The 21105-nt window shown below is 72.5% G+C and carries 16 protein-coding genes and 1 pseudogene; 8 read left to right on the top strand and 9 right to left on the bottom strand.

The genetic code is table 11. The annotated features are described in order from the left end of the window. Positions 1–11 precede the first annotated feature (11 nt). From GXP76_RS22475 to GXP76_RS22485, 3 genes are all read left to right on the top strand, one after another. Positions 12–845: a carbohydrate ABC transporter permease gene (locus tag GXP76_RS22475; protein ID WP_242573396.1), complete on the top strand. Its 834-nt coding sequence runs from the start codon at positions 12–14 to the stop codon at positions 843–845. An 81-nt stretch (positions 846–926) separates the two neighbouring features. Next, positions 927–1943 (top strand): glycosidase, encoded by a 1017-nt coding sequence (locus GXP76_RS22480; protein ID WP_242573397.1) that lies wholly within the window; start codon positions 927–929, stop codon positions 1941–1943. Continuing rightward, positions 1940–3577 carry a glycoside hydrolase family 13 protein gene (locus GXP76_RS22485; RefSeq protein WP_242573382.1) on the top strand — a complete coding sequence of 546 codons (1638 nt, stop codon included), beginning with the start codon at positions 1940–1942 and terminating at the stop codon, positions 3575–3577. Before GXP76_RS22480 ends, GXP76_RS22485 begins: the two co-directional genes overlap by 4 nt. Before the next feature lie 48 nt (positions 3578–3625). On the opposite strand, the gene GXP76_RS22490 is transcribed toward GXP76_RS22485, so the two are convergent. Next, on the bottom strand, positions 3626–4420 hold the full coding sequence (locus tag GXP76_RS22490) for a nucleotidyltransferase domain-containing protein (protein ID WP_242573383.1): 795 nt from the start codon (positions 4418–4420) through the stop codon (positions 3626–3628). 215 nt (positions 4421–4635) lie between these two features. Between GXP76_RS22490 and GXP76_RS22495 the strand changes: the two genes are divergently transcribed. Further along, positions 4636–5739 carry a glutathione S-transferase family protein gene (locus GXP76_RS22495; RefSeq protein ID WP_242573384.1) on the top strand — a complete coding sequence of 368 codons (1104 nt, stop codon included), beginning with the start codon at positions 4636–4638 and terminating at the stop codon, positions 5737–5739. 118 nt (positions 5740–5857) lie between these two features. On the opposite strand, the gene GXP76_RS22500 is transcribed toward GXP76_RS22495, so the two are convergent. The 4 genes and pseudogenes from GXP76_RS22500 to GXP76_RS22515 form a co-directional block, all read right to left on the bottom strand. Then, positions 5858–6580 (bottom strand): Clp protease N-terminal domain-containing protein, encoded by a 723-nt coding sequence (locus tag GXP76_RS22500; RefSeq protein WP_242573385.1) that lies wholly within the window; start codon positions 6578–6580, stop codon positions 5858–5860. Positions 6581–6617: 37 nt separating this feature from the next. Next, positions 6618–7154: pseudogene (locus GXP76_RS22505) on the bottom strand (sigma factor); the annotation flags it as partial. A 132-nt stretch (positions 7155–7286) separates the two neighbouring features. After that, on the bottom strand, positions 7287–8006 hold the full coding sequence (locus GXP76_RS22510) for a TetR/AcrR family transcriptional regulator (protein WP_242573386.1): 720 nt from the start codon (positions 8004–8006) through the stop codon (positions 7287–7289). Between the two features lie 28 nt (positions 8007–8034). After that, positions 8035–9267 carry a Cmx/CmrA family chloramphenicol efflux MFS transporter gene (locus GXP76_RS22515; RefSeq protein ID WP_242573387.1) on the bottom strand — a complete coding sequence of 411 codons (1233 nt, stop codon included), beginning with the start codon at positions 9265–9267 and terminating at the stop codon, positions 8035–8037. Positions 9268–9708: 441 nt separating this feature from the next. On the opposite strand from GXP76_RS22515, the gene GXP76_RS22520 reads away from it, so the two are divergent. After that, positions 9709–10707, top strand: a complete 999-nt coding sequence (locus GXP76_RS22520) for a phosphotransferase (protein ID WP_242573388.1) — start codon at positions 9709–9711, stop codon at positions 10705–10707. Positions 10708–10739: 32 nt separating this feature from the next. On the opposite strand, the gene GXP76_RS22525 is transcribed toward GXP76_RS22520, so the two are convergent. Beyond that, on the bottom strand, positions 10740–11534 hold the full coding sequence (locus GXP76_RS22525) for an integrase (RefSeq protein WP_242573389.1): 795 nt from the start codon (positions 11532–11534) through the stop codon (positions 10740–10742). Between the two features lie 63 nt (positions 11535–11597). Continuing rightward, positions 11598–12032 carry a hypothetical protein gene (locus tag GXP76_RS22530; RefSeq protein WP_242573390.1) on the bottom strand — a complete coding sequence of 145 codons (435 nt, stop codon included), beginning with the start codon at positions 12030–12032 and terminating at the stop codon, positions 11598–11600. Between the two features lie 88 nt (positions 12033–12120). Between GXP76_RS22530 and GXP76_RS22535 the strand changes: the two genes are divergently transcribed. Further along, the gene (locus GXP76_RS22535; protein WP_242573391.1) at positions 12121–16281 is read left to right on the top strand and encodes a HEAT repeat domain-containing protein; all 4161 of its coding nucleotides are present in this window, start codon (positions 12121–12123) and stop codon (positions 16279–16281) included. 108 nt (positions 16282–16389) lie between these two features. Here GXP76_RS22535 and GXP76_RS22540 read toward each other — a convergent pair whose 3' ends face one another. Continuing rightward, positions 16390–17019, bottom strand: a complete 630-nt coding sequence (locus GXP76_RS22540; RefSeq protein WP_242573392.1) for a histidine phosphatase family protein — start codon at positions 17017–17019, stop codon at positions 16390–16392. A 195-nt stretch (positions 17020–17214) separates the two neighbouring features. Here GXP76_RS22540 and GXP76_RS22545 point away from each other — a divergent pair, with 195 nt between their 5' ends. Further along, positions 17215–18273, top strand: a complete 1059-nt coding sequence (locus GXP76_RS22545) for a medium chain dehydrogenase/reductase family protein (RefSeq protein WP_242573393.1) — start codon at positions 17215–17217, stop codon at positions 18271–18273. Positions 18274–18420: 147 nt separating this feature from the next. On the opposite strand, the gene GXP76_RS22550 is transcribed toward GXP76_RS22545, so the two are convergent. Continuing rightward, complete coding sequence (locus GXP76_RS22550) at positions 18421–19449, bottom strand: LacI family DNA-binding transcriptional regulator (RefSeq protein ID WP_242573394.1); 1029 nt, start codon at positions 19447–19449, stop codon at positions 18421–18423. 271 nt (positions 19450–19720) lie between these two features. On the opposite strand from GXP76_RS22550, the gene GXP76_RS22555 reads away from it, so the two are divergent. After that, positions 19721–21097, top strand: a complete 1377-nt coding sequence (locus GXP76_RS22555) for an ABC transporter substrate-binding protein (protein WP_242573395.1) — start codon at positions 19721–19723, stop codon at positions 21095–21097. The last annotated feature ends 8 nt before the right edge of the window (positions 21098–21105 follow it).

The following is a 21105-nucleotide window of genomic DNA, read 5'->3' on the forward strand; positions in this document are numbered from 1 at the left end:
TACACCGCGCCATGGTCGGCGGCGGCCGTCCGCTGCGCCTCACCGTCCTCACCCTCGGCGCGGTCGCCTTCCTCTTCCCCTTCTACTACATGGTCGTCGGCTCACTGGGAAAGATCACCAGTGGCGACCTCGACGGCGCGCTCCCGCGCCCCGGCAACACGACCACCGGCAACTACGGGAGCATCAACGGCGCCATCTCGCTGGGCCGTTCACTCGTCAACTCCGGCGTCTTCACCATGGGCGTGCTGCTGTGCACGATGGTCTTCGGCGTACTCGCCGGATACGCCCTCGCCCGGCTCCACTTCCGCGGCCGGGGCACGCTCTTCGCCGTACTGCTCCTCGTCCAGACCATCCCCTTCCAACTGCTGATGCTGCCCCTGTACGTCCTGGTCGTACGCGACTACGGGCTCGGCGACAGCTACCTCGGGATGATCCTGCCGTTCGCGATCAACTCCACCGCCGTCTTCCTCTTCCGCCAGTTCTTCCTCCAGATCCCCGCCACCTTCTTCGAAGCGGCCCGTATCGACGGCGCGAGCGAACCGCGCATCCTGTGGCAGATCGCGATCCCGATGGTCAGGCCCGCGCTGCTCAGCGGCGCCCTGCTGACCTTCATCGGACCGTGGAACGAGTTCCTCTGGCCCTTCCTCGTCACCAAGGACGCGGACATGCAGCCGCTCGCCGTCTCCCTCGCCGGATTCATGAGCAACCTCCAGGGCACCGTCGCCAACCCGACCGGCGCGCTCATGGCGGGCGCCTGCGTCCTCGCCGTACCCGCCGTCGTCCTCTTCCTCCTCTTCCAGCGCCACTTCACCCAGACCGACATCGACTCCGGAACAAAGGGCTGACCCACCGTGCACCACAGCGCCACTTCCCCCCGCACCCCCGGCACCACGATTCCCTACCGCCTCGTGCGGCAGGGCGTGGTGATGTCACCGATCCCCGGTGAGGCGAACGAGGCCGAGGGAGTCCTCAACCCCGCCTCCGGGCGGACACCCGACGGCACACCGCATCTGCTGCCACGGCTGGTGTCCGCGGGCAACGTCTCGCGGGTGGGCCTCGCCGAGGTCGTCCTCACCGACGGCGTTCCGACCGGCGTCGAACGGCGCGGCGTCGTCCTCGCCCCCGACGCGGGCTGGGAGCGCGGCAAGAACAACGCGGGCGTCGAGGACCCCCGCGTCACCTGGATCCCGGCACTCGCTCTGCACGTCATGTCGTACGTCGCCTACGGCCCGCTCGGCCCCAAGCCCGCGCTCGCCGTCTCCGACGACCTCACGCACTGGCGGCGGCTCGGGCCGGTCCAGTTCGGCTACCAGCCGGACCTGGACACCGACCTCAACCTCTTCCCCAACAAGGACGTCGTGCACTTCCCGGAGCCGGTCCCGGGGCCGGACGGCGAACCGGCGTACGCGATGCTGCACCGCCCGATGTGGGACCTCGGCTGGTTCCGCCCCGGCGAGGGCGTCCACCTGCCGGCCGGACTGACCGACGAACGGCCCGGCATCTGGATCAGTTACGTGCCCGCCGCCGAGGTGGAGCGCGACTTGACCGCCCTGACCCGGCCGCGCGACCACCGGCTGGTCGCCCTGTCCGCGTACCCCTGGGAGAGCCTGAAGATCGGCGCCGGTCCCGCGCCGATCCGTGTCGAGGAGGGCTGGCTGCTCATCCACCACGGTGTCTCCGGCACCATCGACGACCCCTTCGCACAGAACCAGCAGGTCAGTTACGCGGCCGGCGCGATGATCCTCGATCCCGCCGACCCGGCCGTGGTGCTGGCCCGCTCGGCCGAGCCGCTGATGGCGCCCGAGACGGAGGAGGAGCGCTCGGGCACCGTGCCGAACGTCGTGTTCCCCACGGCGATCGAGGAGTTCGACGGAGTGCGGCACGTCTTCTACGGCATGGCCGACGCGCACATCGGCGTCGCCCGCCTGGAGCGCGCCGGATGAGCGCCGCGGGGGAGGGGGCGGCCGGGCCGTGGTGGCGCGACGCCGTCTGTTACGAGATCCACCCCCGCTCCTTCGCGGACTCCGACGGCGACGGCACCGGTGATCTGCCCGGTGCCACCGCCCGGCTGCCGTATCTGCGCGACCTCGGCGTGGACGCCGTATGGCTCACGCCGTTCTACCCCTCCCCGCTCGCCGACGCCGGCTACGACATCGCCGACCACACCGCGGTCGCGCCCGACCTCGGCACCCTCGGCGATTTCGGCGCCTTCGCGGAGCGGGCGCACGCACTGGGCCTCAAGGTGCTGGTCGACCTGGTCCCCAACCACACCTCCGACGCGCACCCCTGGTTCCGCGAGGCACTGGCGGCGCCGGCCGGCGGCGCGGTCCGCGACCGTTACCTGTTCCGGCCGGGCCGTGGCGTACGGGGGCAGGAGCCGCCCAACGACTGGCGGTCCGCGTTCGGCGGCCCCGCGTGGACACGTACGCGCGACGGCGACTGGTATCTGCATCTGCACGCGCCCGAGCAGCCCGATCTCAACTGGCACCACCCCGATGTGGCCGCCGAGTTCGAGCGGATCCTCCGCTTCTGGCTGGACCACGGCGTGGACGGTTTCCGTGTCGATGTCGCGCACGCGCTGTTCAAGGACCCGGCCCTGCCCGACGCCGGCCCCGGCCAGCACCAGGACCCGGCGCGCAATCATCTGATGCCGTACTACGACCGCGAGGAGCTGCATCCCCTCTACCGGAGCTGGCACGCGCTGCTCGCCCGGCACCCCGCCGGACCGCCGGGCTCCGTGCCGCCCGGGGAGCGGCTGCTCGTCGCCGAGGCCGCCGTCTTCGATCCCGGCCGGCTCGCGCGGTACGTACGCCCGGGCGAGATGGGCCAGAGCTTCAACTTCGCGTTCCTGGAGTGCCCGTGGGATCCGGCCGCGATGCGCGCGGTCGTGACCGGGTCCGTCGACGCCATGGCGGCCGTGGGCGCCCCCGTGACCTGGGTGCTCTCCAGCCATGACGCCGTCCGCCCGGTCACCCGGTACGGCGGCGGGCCGGCCGGGGTGCGGCGGGCGCGGGCCGCCGCGCTGCTCATGCTGGCCCTGCCCGGCACGGCGTACGTCTACCAGGGTGAGGAACTGGGGCTGCCCCAGGTGGAGTTGGCGGACGATCGGCTGCGCGATCCGGTGTGGCGGAGATCGGGAGGCGCCGAGCGGGGGAGGGACGGCTGCCGTGTCCCGCTGCCCTGGGAAGGCGGTAGTCCCCCGTACGGGTTCTCCTCCGCGCCCGCGGCCGACTGCTGGTTCCCGCAGCCGGAGGGGTGGGAGGGGCTGACGGCGGACGCCGAAGGCGACGATCCGCGGTCGATGCTCAGGCTGTACCGCGCGGCGCTGCGGCTTCGGCGGTCCGACACCTCGCGCGCGGTGGCGGACGGCGCCGCGCTGCGGCTGCTGTCACCGCCGTGCGCTCCGTACCTGACGTTCGACCGGGGCGACGGGCTGCTGTGCACCGTCAACTTCGGGGCGGATCCACTTCAGCTCCCGGAGGGTTTCGGGCCGGCGGAAGTGGTCCTGACGAGCGGGCGGTTGACGGACGAGGGGCGGCTTCCGGCGGACACCGCCGTATGGCTGCGGCGGGGCTGAGAGCCGAGTCCGCCCGGTCGCCGGGGTCGCCAGGTTCGCTCGGGCCGCTCAGTACGCGGACACCGAGGCGAACAGCGCCTCGGCCTCGGCGACCGAACCCGCCAGCTCCCCGGGATCGGTGCTCAGCTCCGACGTGATCATGTCGACGTCCCGCAGCCCCGCCCGCCGCAGCAGCGTCTTCTCGTTCGTCACCCACTCACCGCGCGCCGCCAGCACGGCGTGCGCCGTCTGTGTCGCGGCGATGGCGAGATTGCCGACGACCTCGGTGAGCCGCCCGTACGGGACATGATTGGCCTTCGTGTACCCGAGCGTCATACGCGCGTTGCCGAGCCAGTGTTCGGGTGCCGTCTCGCGCAGCGCCGCCGGATAGCCGGGGCGGGGCAGCTCTCCGCGCAGCACCCGGTTGATGCCGAGTTCGGCGACGACCAGATAACTGGGAATGCCCGCGAGGTGGAACATCAGCGGCTCCAGATGGAAGCGGCCCTGCTCCGCCTCGGCCAGTTCGCGCCCGACCACTGCGAGATCGCGGTAGTGCACGTCGACACTGCGGCCCTCGACCGTCAGCCACGCGCCCCCGTTGAAGACTCCGCCACCCCAGCCGCCGATCTCGGAGACCTCGCCGGGCCAGCCCACCGCCCGCAGATCGGCCGGGTCGAAGACCTCCGTGCCGCCGGCCTCGTAATAGACGGCCAAGTCCCAGTCACTGTCAGGCCGTTCGGTGCCCTGGGCACGTGAGCCGCCGAGCGTCACGGCCTTGACGGCGGGCAGCGCGGCGAGGCGATCGGCGATGCGGTCGAGAAACGCGCGGTCGTCGTCACCGGCGGTGTCACTGACTGCGTTCATGGGGCGGAAAACCTCTCCATGGTGCGTGAGATCAAGCGATCAAGAACTATAGACCGGGCGGTCCACCCCGTCGCCTTCCCCTCCGCCCGCGCCTCCGTACGTGTGTTTCCGCGCGCACTGGACAGCGTGGAACAGAGCCCGGGAGAGCGTTCCGCCGATGATCGAGGTCCGGCCCCGGGCTCACGGCGGGGGGCCCGAACCGGGGAAGGATGGCCATGAACGACTCGACCGGCGCCACGGAAGCAGGCAAGACGGACGGGAAGGGTACGCAGGGCAAGGGATCGGAGGGAAAGGAAACGGAAGGCTCGGGAACGGAAGGGAACGCCTCGTACGGCAAGAAGCCTTTCAAACGGTCCAGGAGCCACTTCGCCGACCGTGTCACCGCCGACGGCCGCGACGGCTGGCCCGTCGAGGCGGGCCGCTACCGGCTCGTGGTGAGCCGGGCCTGCCCGTGGGCCAGCCGCGCCCTCGTGTCACGCCGGCTGCTCGGTCTGGAGGACGCGCTCTCCCTCGCCGTCACCGACCCGATCCAGGACGACCGCAGCTGGCGCTTCACCCTCGATCCCGGCGATCGCGATCCCGTCCTGGGCATCCGCTACCTCAGCGAGGCGTACGACGCACGCGAGACGGACTACCCCGGCGGCGTGAGTGTGCCGGCGATCGTGGACGTGCCGAGCGGGAAACTCGTCACCAACGACTTTCAGCAGCTCACGCTCGACCTCGCCACCGAGTGGACGGCGCTGCACCGGCCGGGGGCGCCCGACCTCTACCCGGAGCCGCTGCGCGACGAGATCGACGAGGTGATGGAGGGCATCTACCGGGACGTCAACAACGGTGTGTACCGGGCCGGTTTCGCGGCGGAGCAGAGCGAGTACGAGCGCGCGTACCGCGATGTGTTCCGCCGGCTCGCGCTGGTGTCAGAGCGGCTGGCCGGCCGGCGCTATCTGGTGGGGGAGACCATCACCGAGGCCGACATCCGGCTGTTCACCACGCTGGTGCGCTTCGACGCCGTCTACCACGGACACTTCAAGTGCAACCGCCGCAAGGTGGCCGAGGACCCCGTCCTCCACGCGTACGTCAAGGACCTCTACCAGACGCCCGGCTTCGGCGACACGGTCGACTTCGACCACATCAAGCGGCACTACTACATGGTGCACACCGGGGTGAATCCCACCCGTATCGTCCCTCTGGGGCCCGATCTCTCCGGCTGGCTGACGCCCCACCACCGCGAGGAGCTGGGCGGCCGGCCCTTCGGGGACGGCACACCGCCGGGGCCGGTCCCGGCGGGCGAGGAGATCCCGGCGGCGGGACGCCCCTGACCGGTACGCCCCGGGGACCCGCGTACGTACGGCACGGCCGGTCCCGGCGCACGCCCCCGTGGGCGCGCCGGGACCGGCCGTGCCGTGAGCGGTCTCCTCACGGACCGCTCGTCGCGGACTACTCGTTCTCCTGCGCCGCGATGAAGGCGGCCAGCGCCTCGGAAGTGAACGCCTCAGCGGCCGACTTGTCGACACCGAGCCCGCTGAGCACCCCCTTGCCGTCCTCCAACTCCAGCAGGGCGAGCAGGATGTGCTCGGTCCCGACGTAGTTGTGCCCCATGCGAAGGGCCTCGCGGAAGGTGAGTTCCAGGGCCTTCTTCGCGCCCGCGTCGTACGGAATCAGTTCGGGCACGCTCGGGACGGCCGGCGGCAGGATCGCCTCGACCGCGTCGCGTACGGCCTCCGGGGTCACGCCCTGCGCGACGATCGCACGCGCGCCGATACCCTTCGGCTCGCTCAGGAGCCCCAGCGTGAGGTGCTCCGGCCGGGTCTGGTCGTTGCCCGCGGCGCGTGACTCCTCCTGGGCGGCCATCACCACCTTCCTGGCCCGGTCGGTGAAGCGGCTGAACCCCTGACTGGCGTCGAGGTCCGGTCCCTCGCCGGGAGTCTTCGCGACGAACCGCTTCTGGGCGGCCTGCCGGGTGACCCCCATGCTGCGCCCGATGTCGGTCCAGGAGGCGCCGGAGCGTCGTGCCTGATCGACGAAGTGGCCGATCAGATGGTCGGCCACGTCGCCGAGATGGTCCGCGGCGATGACCGCGTCGGAGAGCTGGTCGAGGGCGTCGGTGTGAACCTTCTTGATGGCTTCGATCAGATCGTCGAGCCGGATGGGGTGCGTCATGTGTCAACCTTAGGTTGACAGCGACAGGAGTGTCAACCCGGCGTTGACATGCATCAAGTTCGGGCGCCGGTGTGGCTCCCCGCACCCGCCGCCGGGCCCGGCTGGCGAGCTGCCGCGCCCCGGCCGGAGTGCGCCCGACGACCGGGGTGATCTCGTCGAAGGGCACGGCGAACAGGTCGTGCAGGACGAAGGCCAGCCGCTCCGCGGGGGCCAGCGCTTCGAGTACGACGAGCAGCGCCAGGCCGACCGAGTCCGCGAGGAGCGCCTCGTGCTCGGGGTCGACGCCGCCCGCGCCGCTGATGATCGGATCAGGCAGCCGTACGCGCTCCTCCAGCGGGTCCTCACGCCGGGAGGCGCGCGAGCGGAGCATGTCCAGACAGACGCGGCCCACGACCGTCGTCAGCCGGCCGGCCAGATTCTCGACGTCGCTCGTGTCGGAACGGTGCGGCTTGAACCACGCCTCCTGGACCGCGTCGTCCGCCTCGCTCAGCGAGCCGAGCATCCGGTAGGCCACCGCCCGCAGATGGGTCCGGTGCGCCTCGAAGCGTCGCGCCAGGAATTCGTTCTCGTCCATCGCCGTACCTCTCGACCCGTCGCGTCGGTGCGTTCCCTCACCGTGATGACGGACGGGACAGGCCCGGTGTGACAGAAAGCGGCGGATCGGGGCCGTGGGCCGGGGCTCCCGGCCCCGCGCCCGGCGCGCCGGTCAGGCGTTCGGGTCCGGCGGCAGGCCCATCGCGTCGGCGAGGGCGTCGATCTCCGAGGTGAACAGGGTGCTCCCGCGGTGGCCCATGCCCCCGAACTGGCCCTGGATCTCAAGGCTGACCACCCCGTGCATCCGTGACCAGACGACGACAGAGCCGGCGAGGACGCGGCCGGGATCCGCGTCGGGGGCGTTCTCCCGTACCCAGTCGGCGACCGCCGGTGTGCTCTGCGCCCAGACCCGCAGCTCGGCCTCCAGGGCGTCGGCCGCCGGCCGGGCGGAGCCCTCCGCCAGCACCCCCAGGAACGGGCCGAGGACGGCCCGCGCGCTGTCGACCGTCTCGGCCGGCGCCTCGTAGTCGGGCGACGGCGACCCCGCCAGCAATTGGTACAGGTGCGGGGCCTCGACGGCCCACTTCCGGTACACGCCGGCCAGCGCGTGCAGCCGCTCCCGCGCCGGACGCTCCGCCGTGCGGGCGGCCTCGGCCCGCACGGCGGCGGCGACACTCTCGTAGCCCTCCAGGATCAGCTCGGTGAGCAGGGCGTCCCGGCTGCCGAAGTACTTGTAGAGCGCCGGTCCGGTGACCCCCAGCTCCCGCGCGATCGCGTTGAGGCTGAGGGATGCGGGACCGCCGTCGCCGATCTGCCGCAGCGCGGCCTGCTTGATCTCCGTGCGTACGTGATGGCGGTAGCGCTGCCGAGGACTGTCCTTGCCGACCGGCACAGGTGCGGCCCTTCGTTGCTTAGAGGGTCTAGCTTTTCATTACGACTGTAGCTTTCGTGAGCGGAAGCGGGCAAGCAAGACGGGTGACGGCCGCCGTCGTCAGCGCCAGGGCCATCAGCGCCGCGCTCACCCATACCGGTGACCGGAAGCCGAAGCCCGCGTCGATGGTGAGCCCGCCGAGCCACGGGCCCGCCGCGGCGCCGATGTTGAATGCGGCGGTCGCGAAGGAACCGGCCAAGGTCGGTGCGCCCGGCGCGAGTTGGAACACCTGGGAGATCATGGCCGACCCCGTGCCGAACGCGAGCATCCCCTGGACGAAGACCAGCGCGACCGTGGCCACCGGGCTCATGGCGCCGAGCGCCAGCGCGATCCAGCCGAGCGCCAGCGACGCCATGCCCGCCGCGACGAGCGTGTTCCGCCGGGCGTCGGCGACGCGGCCCGAAAGGGTGACGCCCACGAGCGACCCCACCCCGAACAGGGCCAGCAGGGCGGGCACCCACCCGGCGCCGAGTCCGGTGACACGGGTGGCCAGCGGCTCCAGGTAGGAGAAGGCGCAGAACGTCGCGCCCTGGACGAGTGCCATCGTCAGCAGGGTGAGCAGCACGCGACGGCCGGTGAGCGAACGCAACTCCGCGCGAACCGAGGGGCTTTCGGACGCCACGGACGCCACGGACGCCACGGACGCTTGGGGAGCGTCCCCGCCCGAAGTCGTGGGGCGCTCGTCCGGGACCGACACCACGATCGCCGCGAGGGCCGGCAGCGACACGACCGCCACCGCCCAGAACGCCGCCCGCCACCCCAGATGCTCGCCCAGCAGCGCCCCGGCGGGCACGCCCACCACACAGGCCACGGTGACGCCGCCGACCACGACGGACGTGGCGCGCGCCCGTGCGGCCGGTTCGACCATCGCGATCGCGGCGACCAGGGCGACCGCCCAGAACCCGGCGTTCGCCAGCGCCCCGACGATCCGGGTCGCGAGCAGCACCTCGTAACTCGGGGTGAGGGCGCCCACGACGTGCGCGGCCACGAAGGCCGTGAGGAAGGTCAGCAGTGCGCGGCGCCGTGGCCACGTACGGCTGAAGAGCGCCATCAGTGGCGCGCCGATCACCATCCCCACGGCGAATGCCGAGGTCAGAAGCCCGGCGGCCGGGATGGACACCTCAAGGTCGGCGGCGATGCCCGAGACCAGCCCGGACAGCATGAATTCGGAGGTGCCCTGGGCGAAGACAGCGAGCCCGAGCACGTACACAGCGAATGGCATGAAGGAACCCCATTGAAAGCAGCGGGAGTTGACAGAACCGCGGGGTGACGCGAGGGGGAGGTGGGCCGCACCCGTGCGCCGTGACGGTTCGTCACGGCGCACGGCGACACGACAGGGACCCGTCGCGGCCGACAACTGCCCGGATCACCCGGTCGGTTCACGGGCGGACAGCCGAACGGCTCGTACGGATCAGAAGACACGAAGGGTGTCGGGAGCGGCCCACACGACGGGGACCGGCGGCAACAAGCCATACCGAGCGCTCACCCACGACCGGCGAGGTCGTACGGCGTCAACTCGACAACGGATCAGCCACCGGCGACCGGTGGCCTGAGTCTGTCGGACTCGGGGCTGCTCATGATCGGCAAACTACCAGCCCCGCGCCCCGCCCTCCACCTGATTAACGATGTGCGGGTACGGCGGCGGCCCACTACCTTCACCGGCATGGAAGAGCGACCCGCCGGTATCCAGGACTCCGACGTGCGTGATGCCCTGCGGGCGTGGGGGATCGACACCGTGGACTGGCGGTACGCGCCCGTCGGCTTCGGCGACTACCACTGGAGCGCCACCGACACCCGGGGCCGCCGGTGGTTCGTGACCGTCGCCGACCTGACCCGGAAGAGCTGGTACGGGGACGGGACCGAGGCCGCCTTCCGCGGACTGCGGGACGCCATGGACACCGCCGCGGCGCTGCGCGACGGGGAGCCGGACGGCCGCCTGGACTTCGTCGTCGCCCCGGTCCGCACGGCCGGCGCCGAGACCGTACGACGGCTGGGGTCCGGGCACGCGGTGAGCGTGTTCCCGCTCATCTCGGGCACGGCGGGTCACTTCGGTGAGACCCTCACCCCGCACGACCGAAGCCTCCTCGTGGACCTGCTCGCCGCACTGCACCGCACGGCCCCGCCGCCCTCCGCCCGCGCACTTCCGCCCGACTTTGCGACCCGCCCCCAACTTCTCGCCGCGCTGGCGGAGTTGGGAGACCCCTGGCACGGTTTCGGCCCGTACGCCGAACCGGCGAGACACCTGCTCGCGGACCACGCCGGCGCCGTGCGCCACAGACTCGACGAATTCGACCGGCGGGCGGGCGAGTTGAAGGCCGGGGGCGCCCCACTCGTCGTCACCCACGGCGAACCGCACCCCGGCAATGTGCTGCGCGCGGGGGAGCGGCGGCTGCTGCTCGACTGGGACACCGTGGGCCTCGCGGTCCCCGAACGGGATCTGTGGCTGGTGGCGGACGGCCCGGACGACCTCACGAGGTACGAGGAGTCGACCGGCCGCACACCGGACCCGTCGGCCCTCGCGCTCTACCGCCTCCGCTGGGCGCTGAACGACATCGCCGAATTCCTCACCCTGCTCCGCGCCCCGCACGGCCCGACCCCCGACGCCCGTCAGTCGTGGGACGCCCTCGCGGACACGGTCAAGAGCCTGGCTGCCGAGGCGTAGGCGATCCTGGCTCCACCGCGCTCAGGATCGGCTCAGACCTCCCCGGGATCGGTGCAGTACGCGATCGTCGCGTCGTCCGCCGCAACGGCGCGGCGGGACTCCGCCCGGCGGACACGGGCGACGATCTCGGCGGGTCCGCCCGACGCCAGCACCGTCAGGACCTCCGGCCAGTCGGCGAGCCCGAACAGGTCCACGCGGCGACTCGCCCCGTTGCTGAGCAGGGCGGCGCCGGTCAGCCCGGGGACCGGACAGCTTCCGGTGAGCGCCTCGTCCGCCGCCCGGGGGTCGTCCTTGGCGACCCAGAAGCCGCCCGGCCGGTTCCGGTTGGAGCGGAGGCCCCGGAGGACGCGACGGTACTCCTCACCGTCTTCCGTGACGCCCTTGAGCGCGGACCGGTAAGGCTCGCAGACGATCTCCTCCCGGGGGCCGGAGACGACGAGCGGCGCACCGTCCGCCCGGTCGAGGACGAGGACCGAGTCGCCGAGGACGAGGTACTCCACGAGGCCGTCCGACACGCGCAGGACGGCGACAGCCGCCGAGGGGCTGATGGAGGAGGCGACGTCGCGGGTGTCCCGGTGCGCGTCCGTCACCCGGTCGATCGCCTCGGCGAGCAGCGCCGAAAGGGCGCGGTCCGGCGGCCGTGCCGGCAGACCGAGGAGGCTGCCGCCGAGGTGCCCCGTGTACCAGGCCACGCCGTGCCGGCAGATCGACTCGGTGCCGGGGATCCCGGCGCCGTCGATCAGCACCGCGGCGGCCGGTACGGCGCCCGTGAAGTCCTCGTTCGTGCGGCCGGTCCGCGCCGGGACGCTCGTCATCACCACGCGCATGCCTGCCGGCCTCCTGATCGCCGTGGCCGTCGAATTCCGCTGGTGGGGCCTTCGCGACACGCCCTAGTATCGACCGGCATGACGCCGGGGGACGAGGCATTCGAGGACGCGCTGCGGTGGGCGGACGTGCGTCGGTCGGCCGGGCTGCTGGATCCGGCGCTCTGCCCGCCGGGCGCCTTCGAACGGCTTCTGCGGCACGAGGACCCGCGCGTACGGTCGTTGGGGCTGGCGGCGCTCGGTGAGCGGGTCGCCGGCGTCGTCGGCGGCTCCGCCGGGGCGTACGAGCCGCTCGCCGCTCTGCTGCCCATCGCGCTGTCGGCGGCGGAACCCGCCGCCTGGCCGGCGGAGGACGCGCTCGTCCTGGCCGAGCTGTACGCACGGCTCGGACCGCACCTTCCGGCGCCGTACGCCCTCGCCGGCCGCGTCCCGTCGTGGCGCACGGCCGGCTTCCCCGTACGCGTACGGATCGCCTGGCTGCGCGCCGGCCAACGATCCCACCGCTGTACGCCGCGAGCCCGCGAGCGAACCGCTCTACCAGGCCGTACGGGAGACAGGCATCGCAACCGCCGTTCACCCGCGACAACTTGTGGCGGAACTGCTCGACAGCGGCGACCCGGTGCTGGTGGGGGAGTCGCTGAGGCTGGCCCGGGAAGGGCTGCACGCCGGAGTGCTCGCGGTCGGGCTCGTCCGCGCCCACCTGCTGCGGCTGCTCGACCTCGACGACCGACGCACCGCCGGGCCCGCGACCGTCGTCGCCGCGCTGACCGAACTCGCCGAGCCCTGGGCGACGTTGGAACCCGTGCCGCCGCGCCGCCTGTCCGGGCCGCTGACCGCCCCGGAGGCGACCGAACGGCCCGCCGTGGCCGAAGCCGCACTCACGGCCCTCGCCCGGCACGGCCACGCCGGCACGCTGCGACAGGTCGTCGACGACCCGGACCTGCCGCCCCGGCTGCGACGCCGCGCGCTGGAACTGCTCGGCCCGCTCGCGACACGCGACGACATCCGTGAGCTGACAGCCGTGGCCGCCCGCGACCCACTGCTGTTCGGTGAGCCGGCCGTGGCCTGTCTGCGCGGGCTCCACCGGCGCGGCCACTTCGTGACCGGGCCCGACGTCCCCGCCGTCGTCGCACTCGCGCTGGCCGACCACGCCGTCGCCCCGCGCGAGATCGCGACGATCCTGTACACCTGCCGACAGGACATGTTCCGGCTGCTGACCGACGCCCCGCCCGACGATCCGAGCTGGCCGCGAAGGCTCGCCCTGCTGGTCGCGCTGGCGGGACAGGGCACGGGTGAGACGGGCGACCCCGGAGAGCTTCCCGTCGGCGACGCCATCACCCGTAACCTCGCGGCGACTTCGTCTCCACGGCCGTTCCTCGACGCGTTGCGCGCACTGCGGCACACGGCCGCCGAAGAGACCGTACTGGCCCGCCTCGCGACCGAGCCCGCGAGCGTCCTGCGCACCCTGGAGGCCATCGGGGGACGGCGTACCGTATCGGCGCTCCGGGACGGGCTCGGTCTCGCCGGGGCCGACGGCGAGAGCGTCATCGCGCCGCACCTGCCGCCGGGGACCGTCGCACCGCACCTGCGCGCCGTACGGCACCGGGCACTCGAACTCCTCTGGCAGCTCACCGAGGACCCGGCGGACCGTCGCGCCCTCCTCGTACGTCTCGATCCCGCCGAACTGCCCGCGCGGATCGCCGCCGATCTCGGCGGACCCGACGAGGGCGAACTGGCTCTCCTCGGCGCTCGCGCGAACCGGGACGAACCGGTGGCCGCGCTCCGCGGACTGGCCGCCCACGGCGGCGTGGGTACGCTCCCGGTCATCGCCGACCTCCTGCTGCGCGTCGTCGCCGAACTCGCGTTTTCGGAGCGGACGTCGACCGAACGGCCGCCCTCGCGGCAGTCGCACGATTCGGGCGCCGGCCGGGGGCCGGCGGGTGAGCCCGTCGTCCCCGGGGAGGTCCTCGACGCCGTACGCGACCTCGGCCGCCGGCTCCACGCACGGCGCAGGATCCGGCCGGTCTGTCTGCTCGACGCCGCCGACGCCGAAGCGGCGGGCAACGCACTCGCCGCGACCATGGCACTCGATCTGCTCGGCCGCCCCGAGCCGACCGACGGCGAGCGGGTGCTCCTCCTCGAACTGCTCACCCGGATCCCCCACCCGCACACCCGGCCACGCGTGCACCGGCTGCTCCGCCACCGCGACCCCCAGCTGCGCAAACACGTGATCGCACTGCTCGCCCAGGACTCCGACGGCGCCGACGCGCAGGCGCTCTCGGCGAGCCTCATCACCCTGACCACCGCCGACGACACCAGGACCGTACGGCAGGCGCTCCTCGCCCTCGGCCACGCACGGGCACGCTGGGCGGCGGGCGCGATCGCCGCCTGTCTCGACCACCCGAACATGAACATCAAGAAGACCGCGGCGGGGGTGCTGATCCACGCGGGCACCGCGGTGGCGGTGCCGCAGCTCCTCAACTGGCTCGGGCGGCACGACAATCCGGGATTCAGGACCGCGCTCACCGACGCCCTGCGCGCCGTCCTCGGCGACGCCTACGAGGCGACACTGCGCGCCGCCGTCGACCGCACGGACGAACCGCGCGCCCGGCGGCTGCTGAGCGAGTGCCTCGCGGAGCGCCCGGCCGACAGCGCGGAGCCGTCCCACCGCTCCGACATCGCCGCGCTGGAGTCCGGCGGCTGGCGGCCCGCGATCGCGCTGCGCATCGCCCGGCGCGGGGAGTTGCCCGCGCGCCACTGGTCGCACAGGCTGCGGCCGACGCTCGCGGACTGGCTCGCCCTGGCCGACTCGACACCGGACTCGACACCGGATTCGGCATCCGGCACGCGGACACGGTTGGTGCGGACAGCGCTCAGGCTGTGCCCGGCCCCGCTGTCCGACGCCGAGCGGCGGACCTACGCGCGCCACACCCCGCTCCTGCTCAAGTGCCTTACGGAGGGCACGGCTCCGGACGACGGCGGACAGGACCTCGTGTCCGTGCTCGAAGAACTGGCTCCCACACTGCCGGTGGTGGAGAAGCGGGCCGTGGCCGACGCCGTACGCACGCTGCCCGGCACAGCGCCCGCCCCGACTCTGACCCTGCTGCGCCACTGCGGCGCGGTCCTCACCCGGGCCGACCTGGACCAGGCGCTCGAAGCGGCGGCCACCCGGGCGGCGGCCGCACGGGCCGAAGCTTCCGTGCTCCGCGAGGCGTTCGGGATCACGGAAGCGGCGCTCACGGCCGGTACGCGGGCCTGGCGCGTCCAACTGGCCGCCGCCGTGAGGGCGCCGTCCGAAGCCGAGAAGTTCCGCCGCGCCCAGGAGAGCCGACCGGGCGAGCGCAGGCTCAACTCCCGTGACCGGCTGGCGGCGTTGGCCGACGCGTACCCCACCGCAGACCCCGTGACCCGGTCGGTCCTCCTCGACTGGATGACGGCGCTCCAGCCCCTGGACACGCCGCCCTGGACGCTCGGCGAGGCCGTCGCCGACGATGCGGCCACCGGGCCGACAACGGTCCGGGCGGTACGCGCCGACGACCTGGATCAGCCGCGTTCGGCCGCTCTGCGCGCACGGCTGCTGGACATGCTCGACGCGACCGACCCGGACCGGCGCCGCACCGCCGCCGTCGCGCTGCTCAAGTGGCCCGATCCCGACGTCCGTTCGGCGGTACTGCGCGCGTATCTCCACGGCCGGGTCGACCTCGACATCGACGCAGCCACCCTGGCCGACGCCGAACCGCACGGCCTGCCGGCCGTGTTGGCGGACGCGGAGCGGGACGGCCCCGGGATCCGGTACGACCGGCTGGCCCGCCTTGCCGTACGGCTCGACCCGTGCGCGCTTCAACCGCTCCTGCCCCAGCTCCTGGAGTGGTGGCGGCGGGCTCCGCAAGCCGTCCGTCCCGTCCTGGACGCCGTACCGGCGGACACGCTCGCCGTGATTCTCGGCGACCGAATCGAGGCCGGCGCGTGGGGATACCTCGACCTGCTCGCCGGCCGTACGCTGCTCCGCACGCCCGCGCTCACGGAGATCCGCCGCCGACTGCGCGCCGAGGGCCGCGACAGCCTCGCCGACGGCCTCCGCCTCGTCGACGGCCCGCTGCTCGACCCCGGCGCCGGGCGACAGGGCGCCCGCGAAGGGGCGCGGTCCACGGCGCCGGCGGAAGCCTCGGCCGAGCCGTCCCGGCAGGAACTGCTGCGGCTCGCCCGTACCGGCAGCCCGGAACAGATCCGCCGGGCCCTCACCCGTCTCACCGAGGAACACCCCGGCCGGAACACACGGCACCGAGGCGCTCCCGCCTCGGCCGGGGCTCCGACCGACCCCGAACTGCACGCGCTCATCCGCGAGTTGCTGCACCATCCGCGACCCCGCGTCCGGCTCCACGCCCACCGGACCTCCCGGGCGCTGTTCGACCGGGCGACCTATCTGTCCCACACGTCGACGCTGCTGGGCGACGCGCAGCCGGACGTGGTGCGTTCGGCCGTCCGGACGCTCACCCACGCGGCGTGGGAGCCGGCCGTCCCCGCGATCGTCGGCCTGCTCGACCACCCGCACCCCGCCGTTCGCGGAGCGGCGGTGGACGGTCTCGCGCGCATGGGCACGCGAGCCGTCTCCGCGCTCCGGCACGCGGCCGACCACGCACGACCGGACAAACGATCCCTCTACACCGCCGTGCTCGACCGGATCACGGCCACGCCGACACCCGTGCGGACGCCGGACCGAATGGGAACGCGACAGGGGAGAACGTCATGATCGTCCGGGTCAACGGTTCTTTCGGCGCGTCTCCACCACTTCTCCCTCAACGTCCCGGCGCACGTGCTGCACCGCCGCCTCGACGGCCGGCCCCCGCCGGTTCGCCGGTCAGACGCGCGATTCGGGCGGGAAGCCCGTCCAGCGGAGTTCGGCGGGCAGATGCCCCATGTCGTTGTAGAGCAGCACGGACGAGGGGCGGCCCGGCGCGTAGCGGATGACGGTCAGCGCCGCGTTGCAGTGGTTGAGCCCCATCCACCGCCAGGGCGGGGCGTCCAGGGCGTCGCGGACCAGCCAGCCGATGAGGAAGTTGTGTGTCACCACGAGCTCATGGCGGGGCTCCTCGCCCTCCACCGGCCCGGTGAACCGGGCGACGGCGGCCCGTGCCAACTCCGGCCCGCCCAGGCGCTCTTCGGCGGGGAACTCGGCCAGACGCCTGAGCATGGCACCGGCGGACCCCGCCGGCAGCTCCTCTTCCCCCGGCACATACGGGATGTAGTCACCCGCGGGCTCGGACTGCGTCAACTCGCAGGGCACGTCACCCAGTTGCTCCCGGATCAGCCGGGCCGTCCGCTCCGCCCTCGGCAGCGGTCCGTGATGGATCGCGGAGAGCGGGCTGCCCCGTAGCCGCTCGCCGAGCAGTACGGCCTGCCGGCGGCCCCTCTCGGTCAGGTCGCTCTCGTCGGCCGACGCCTCACCGTGCCGCGCCAGATAGAGGTGGCGGGTGGCTGTCCGGGGCATGGGTGCGGTCCTCCGAGGGTGCGTGGCGATCATGCGGATTCCCTTACGGACGCGCGTCCCCCCCGCTCGGTTCCGCCCCGTTCTCCCTGCGGTCCCGGCCCTCGGAGCCGGGCCCGCTTGACAGCGCCGTGCAATGGTCTGACACTTTGGTTATAGCTTCTAACTCAAGCGTGATGGTCAAAGGAGTTGAGTGTCATGAACGGACCGCGGCAGGCCGCAGACCTGGCAGTGATGACGGAGGTCGTCCTCCCCGGCGTCGTGGAACCGGCGGGACTCCAGGTCCGGCAGCGGCCCGTACCCGCCCCGGGTCCCGGTCAGGTCCTCCTGGCGATGGAGGCCACCGGCGTCTCCTTCGCCGAACAGCAGATGCGGCGCGGGAAGTACTTCGACCAGCCGCCTTTCCCCTTCACCCCCGGCTACGACGTGGTGGGCACCGTCGCGTCGGCCGGGCCCGGTGTGGACGGCGCTCTCGTCGGGCGCCGGTTCGCGGCACTGACCAAGACCGGCGGCTGGGCCAGCCATCTGCTCGTCACGGCGTCCGACCTGGTCGAGGTGCCCGCGGGCGTCGACCCGGCCGAGGCGGAGACCCTGGTGGTGAACGGCATCACCGCGGCACAGATGCTGCACCGCGTCGCCCGGGTGCGGGAGGGGCAGACCGTACTCGTACTGGGGGCGAACGGCGGGGTCGGGTCCACCCTCGTCCAGCTCGCCCGCCACGCGGGCGCCCGCGTCATCGGCACGGCCTCGCTCCGGCACCGGGAGGCCGTCCGGGAGCTGGGCGCCGCCCCCATCGACTACCGCACGCACGACCTCGCCGCGGAGGTGCGCAAGATCGCACCGGACGGGGTCGACGCGGTCTTCGACCACATCGGCGGCGAGGGGATCGTCACCTCGTTCGGCCTGCTGGCCCCCGGCGGCACACTCGTCTCGTACGGCACGGCCTCCACCCGCGACGTGCGGGGCTCGTCCAAGTGGCCCGTCCTGAAGGTCGTCGGCCGGCTCCAGCTCTGGAACGCGCTGCCCAACGGCAGGCACGCCCACTTCTTCAACATCTGGGCGGGCAAGCGGCGCGCCGACGCCTTCCGGGCCCGGCTCCGCGCCGATCTCACCGAGGTGCTGACCCTGCTCGCCGACGGCGCGATCACCCCGCAGGTGGCTGCGCGCGTACCGCTGTCGCGGGCCGCCGAGGCGATGGCCCTGGCCGAGTCCGGCACGGTGACGGGGAAGGTCGTGCTGGTCCCGGACGCCACGTGACCCGGGCACGGTGATCACGGCGATCCCTGCGCGGTCCGGCCGACTCACCCCCGGCCGGCGATCGTTCCGACCGGGAACGCCGCCGTGCGCGTGACCCCGGTGGCGAAGGCGCCCTCCGCGCCCACCGGGACGCCCCGTCGACGGCCCTCATGCCGAGTCCCGCACCACCAGCGTCGTCGGCAGCAGGAGTTGCCGGTGGGCCGTCGAGGGTTTGGCGATCTCCTCCAGGAGGAGTCTCGTGATCGAGCGGCCGATCGCCTCGATGGGCTGGCGCACACTGGTCAGCGCCGGTGTGGTGTGCCGGGCGATGACCGAGTCGTCGAAGCCGATCACCGCCACGTCCTCGGGCACCCTGCGCCCCCGCTCCCGCAGTTCGGTCAGCGCGCCCGCCGCCATGACGTCCGACGCGGCGAACACGGCGTCGATCCCTGGGGCACGGCCGAGGAGGTCGCGCATCGCCGTACGCCCGCCCTCCTCGGTGAAGTCCGAGACCGCGACGAGCCGTTCGTCCGGCGCCGTGCCCCGCGCCGCCAGCGCCTCTCGCCAGCCCCGGAGCCGGCTGTTGCCGACGTCCATGTCGAGCGGACCGGTGATCGTCGCGATCGTCGTACGTCCGCTGTCGATCAAGTGCCGAACGGCCGCCGCCGCACCGCCCACGTTGTCGGAGTGGACATGGCTCAGGGACTCGTCGGGCGAGCGCCGCCCCGCCAGGACCGTCGGCATGCGCATCTCTTCGAGCAGCCCCGGCAGCGGGTCGTCGTCGTGGATCGACACCAGCAGCACGCCGTCCACCCGGCGCGCCGCCGCGAAGCGCGTCAGCCGGTCGAGCTCCCGCCGGTCACGCACCAGGATGAGCAGCAACTGCATCTCGGTGTCGGCCAGTTCCGTGCTCACCCCGCGGATCACGGCGGAGAAGTACGGCTCCGCCGCCAGCCGGCTCTCGGACTCGGGGATCACGAGCGCGACACAGTCCGTCCGGCTCGTGACGAGACTGCGCGCCGCCGGGTTGGGTATGTAATTCAGTTCCGTGATGGCCGTCTCGACCGCTGCGCGGGCCTTCGCGCTGACGCCGGGCGCACCGTTGACGACCCGCGAAACCGTCCCGCGCCCCACCCCCGCCAGCTCGGCGACGGCTTCAAGAGTTGGCCGCTGACCTTGGTGTTTACGGCTGCTCATCGCTTCTCCTCAACTCTGCCCCGGAGGGCGGCCCTGTTCCGCCTGCGCAGGGCACTTGACCCGCGACGTACCGCTGCGCACCGGCCGGCGCCGGACATCTCCGGGCAACGGAAACGTCTTCAACTCTTGACACGGTGCGACGTTCTCCGCAGAGTCTTCCACAACCGACTGGGAGCGCTCCCATTCTCCCGTTCACCGGATGCCGGGCCCGCGTCCGGTGTGTTCAGTGAGTCACTTTCGGCGCATCGAGCGCCCCGCAAGGAGGAAGCACATGGGCACCGCCCGTCATCGCTTCGGATCCACCCTCTCCGCTCTCCCCTCCCGCTTCCCGAACCGGCCTCCGCACCGTTCGCCGAAGCGCCTTCCGACGCTCGCCGCGGTCGCGGCGGCCGGCCTGTCCCTCGTGCTCGTCGCCGGCTGCGGAGGCGGCGGCGACACGGGCGAGGCGAAGACGAAGGACGGCAAGACCGTCATCAGCATGGGGCTGTTCGGTGTCATGGGGTTCAAGGAGTCGGGGCTCCTCGACCGGTACATGGAGGAGAATCCCGACATCCTCATCGAGGCCGACGTGGCCGGCGACGAGCAGACGTACTACACCGCGCTCCAGACGCATCTGGCCGCGGGCAGCGGCCTCAAGGACATCCAGGGCATCGAGATAGGCCGGGCCAAGGAACTGGTCGACACCCGGTCGGACAAGTTCGCCGACCTCTCCAAGACGCCCGGCCTCGATCACTTCCTGCCGTGGAAGTCGAGCCAGGTCACCACCGAGGACGGCAAGCTGCTGGGTCTGGGCACGGACATCGGCCCCATGGCGGTCTGCTATCGCAAGGACCTGTTCGAGCAGGCCGGTCTGCCGACCGAGCGCGCCGAGGTGGAGAAGCTGTGGGCGGGCGACTGGGCCAAGTACGTCGACGTCGGCCGGGACTTCAAGGAGGGCAACAAGAAGGACAAGGTCGCCTTCATGGACAGCTCCAGCGGCCTGTTCAACGCGATGATCTACGGCGATGAGAAGCAGTTCTACGACAAGGACGGCGAACTCATCTACAACGACAACCCCGTCGTCAAGGACGCCTGGAAGCTGGCCGCCGACGCCGCCGAGTCCGGACTGACCGCCAAGCTGCGGCAGTTCCAGCCCGGCTGGGACCCGGGGCTCGCCAACGGCACCTTCGCCACCGCGGTCTGCCCCGCGTGGATGCTCGCGCACATCAGCGAGAAGGCCGGCCCGGCGAACCAGGGCAAGTGGGACGTCGCCAGGGCCCCCAAGGGTGCCAACTGGGGCGGCGCGTTCCTCGGGGTGATGGAGAACAGCCCGGTGAAGAAGGAGGCCGCCGATCTCATCGCGTGGCTGACCGCGCCCGAGCAGCAGGCCGTCATCTTCGAGAAGCTCGGCAACTTCCCCTCCTCCAAGGCGGCGCTGGACATCCCCGAGGTCGCCAACGGCAAGTCCGAGTACTTCAGTGACGCGCCGATCGGCCAGATCTTCGGTGACGCGGCCAAGGAGATCCCGGACGAGCAGATCCTCGGGCGCAAGGACGGCACGATCAAGGACACGTTCTCGGCCGGCCTCCAGCTGATCGAGGGGCAGGGCAAGAGCCCGGACGTGGCGTGGAAGACGACGGACGAGCGCATCAAGAAGCTCACGCGCTGAGTCCGCGG

It is taken from the genome of Streptomyces sp. NP-1717, assembly GCF_022695985.1.
GTDB lineage: Bacteria > Actinomycetota > Actinomycetes > Streptomycetales > Streptomycetaceae > Streptomyces.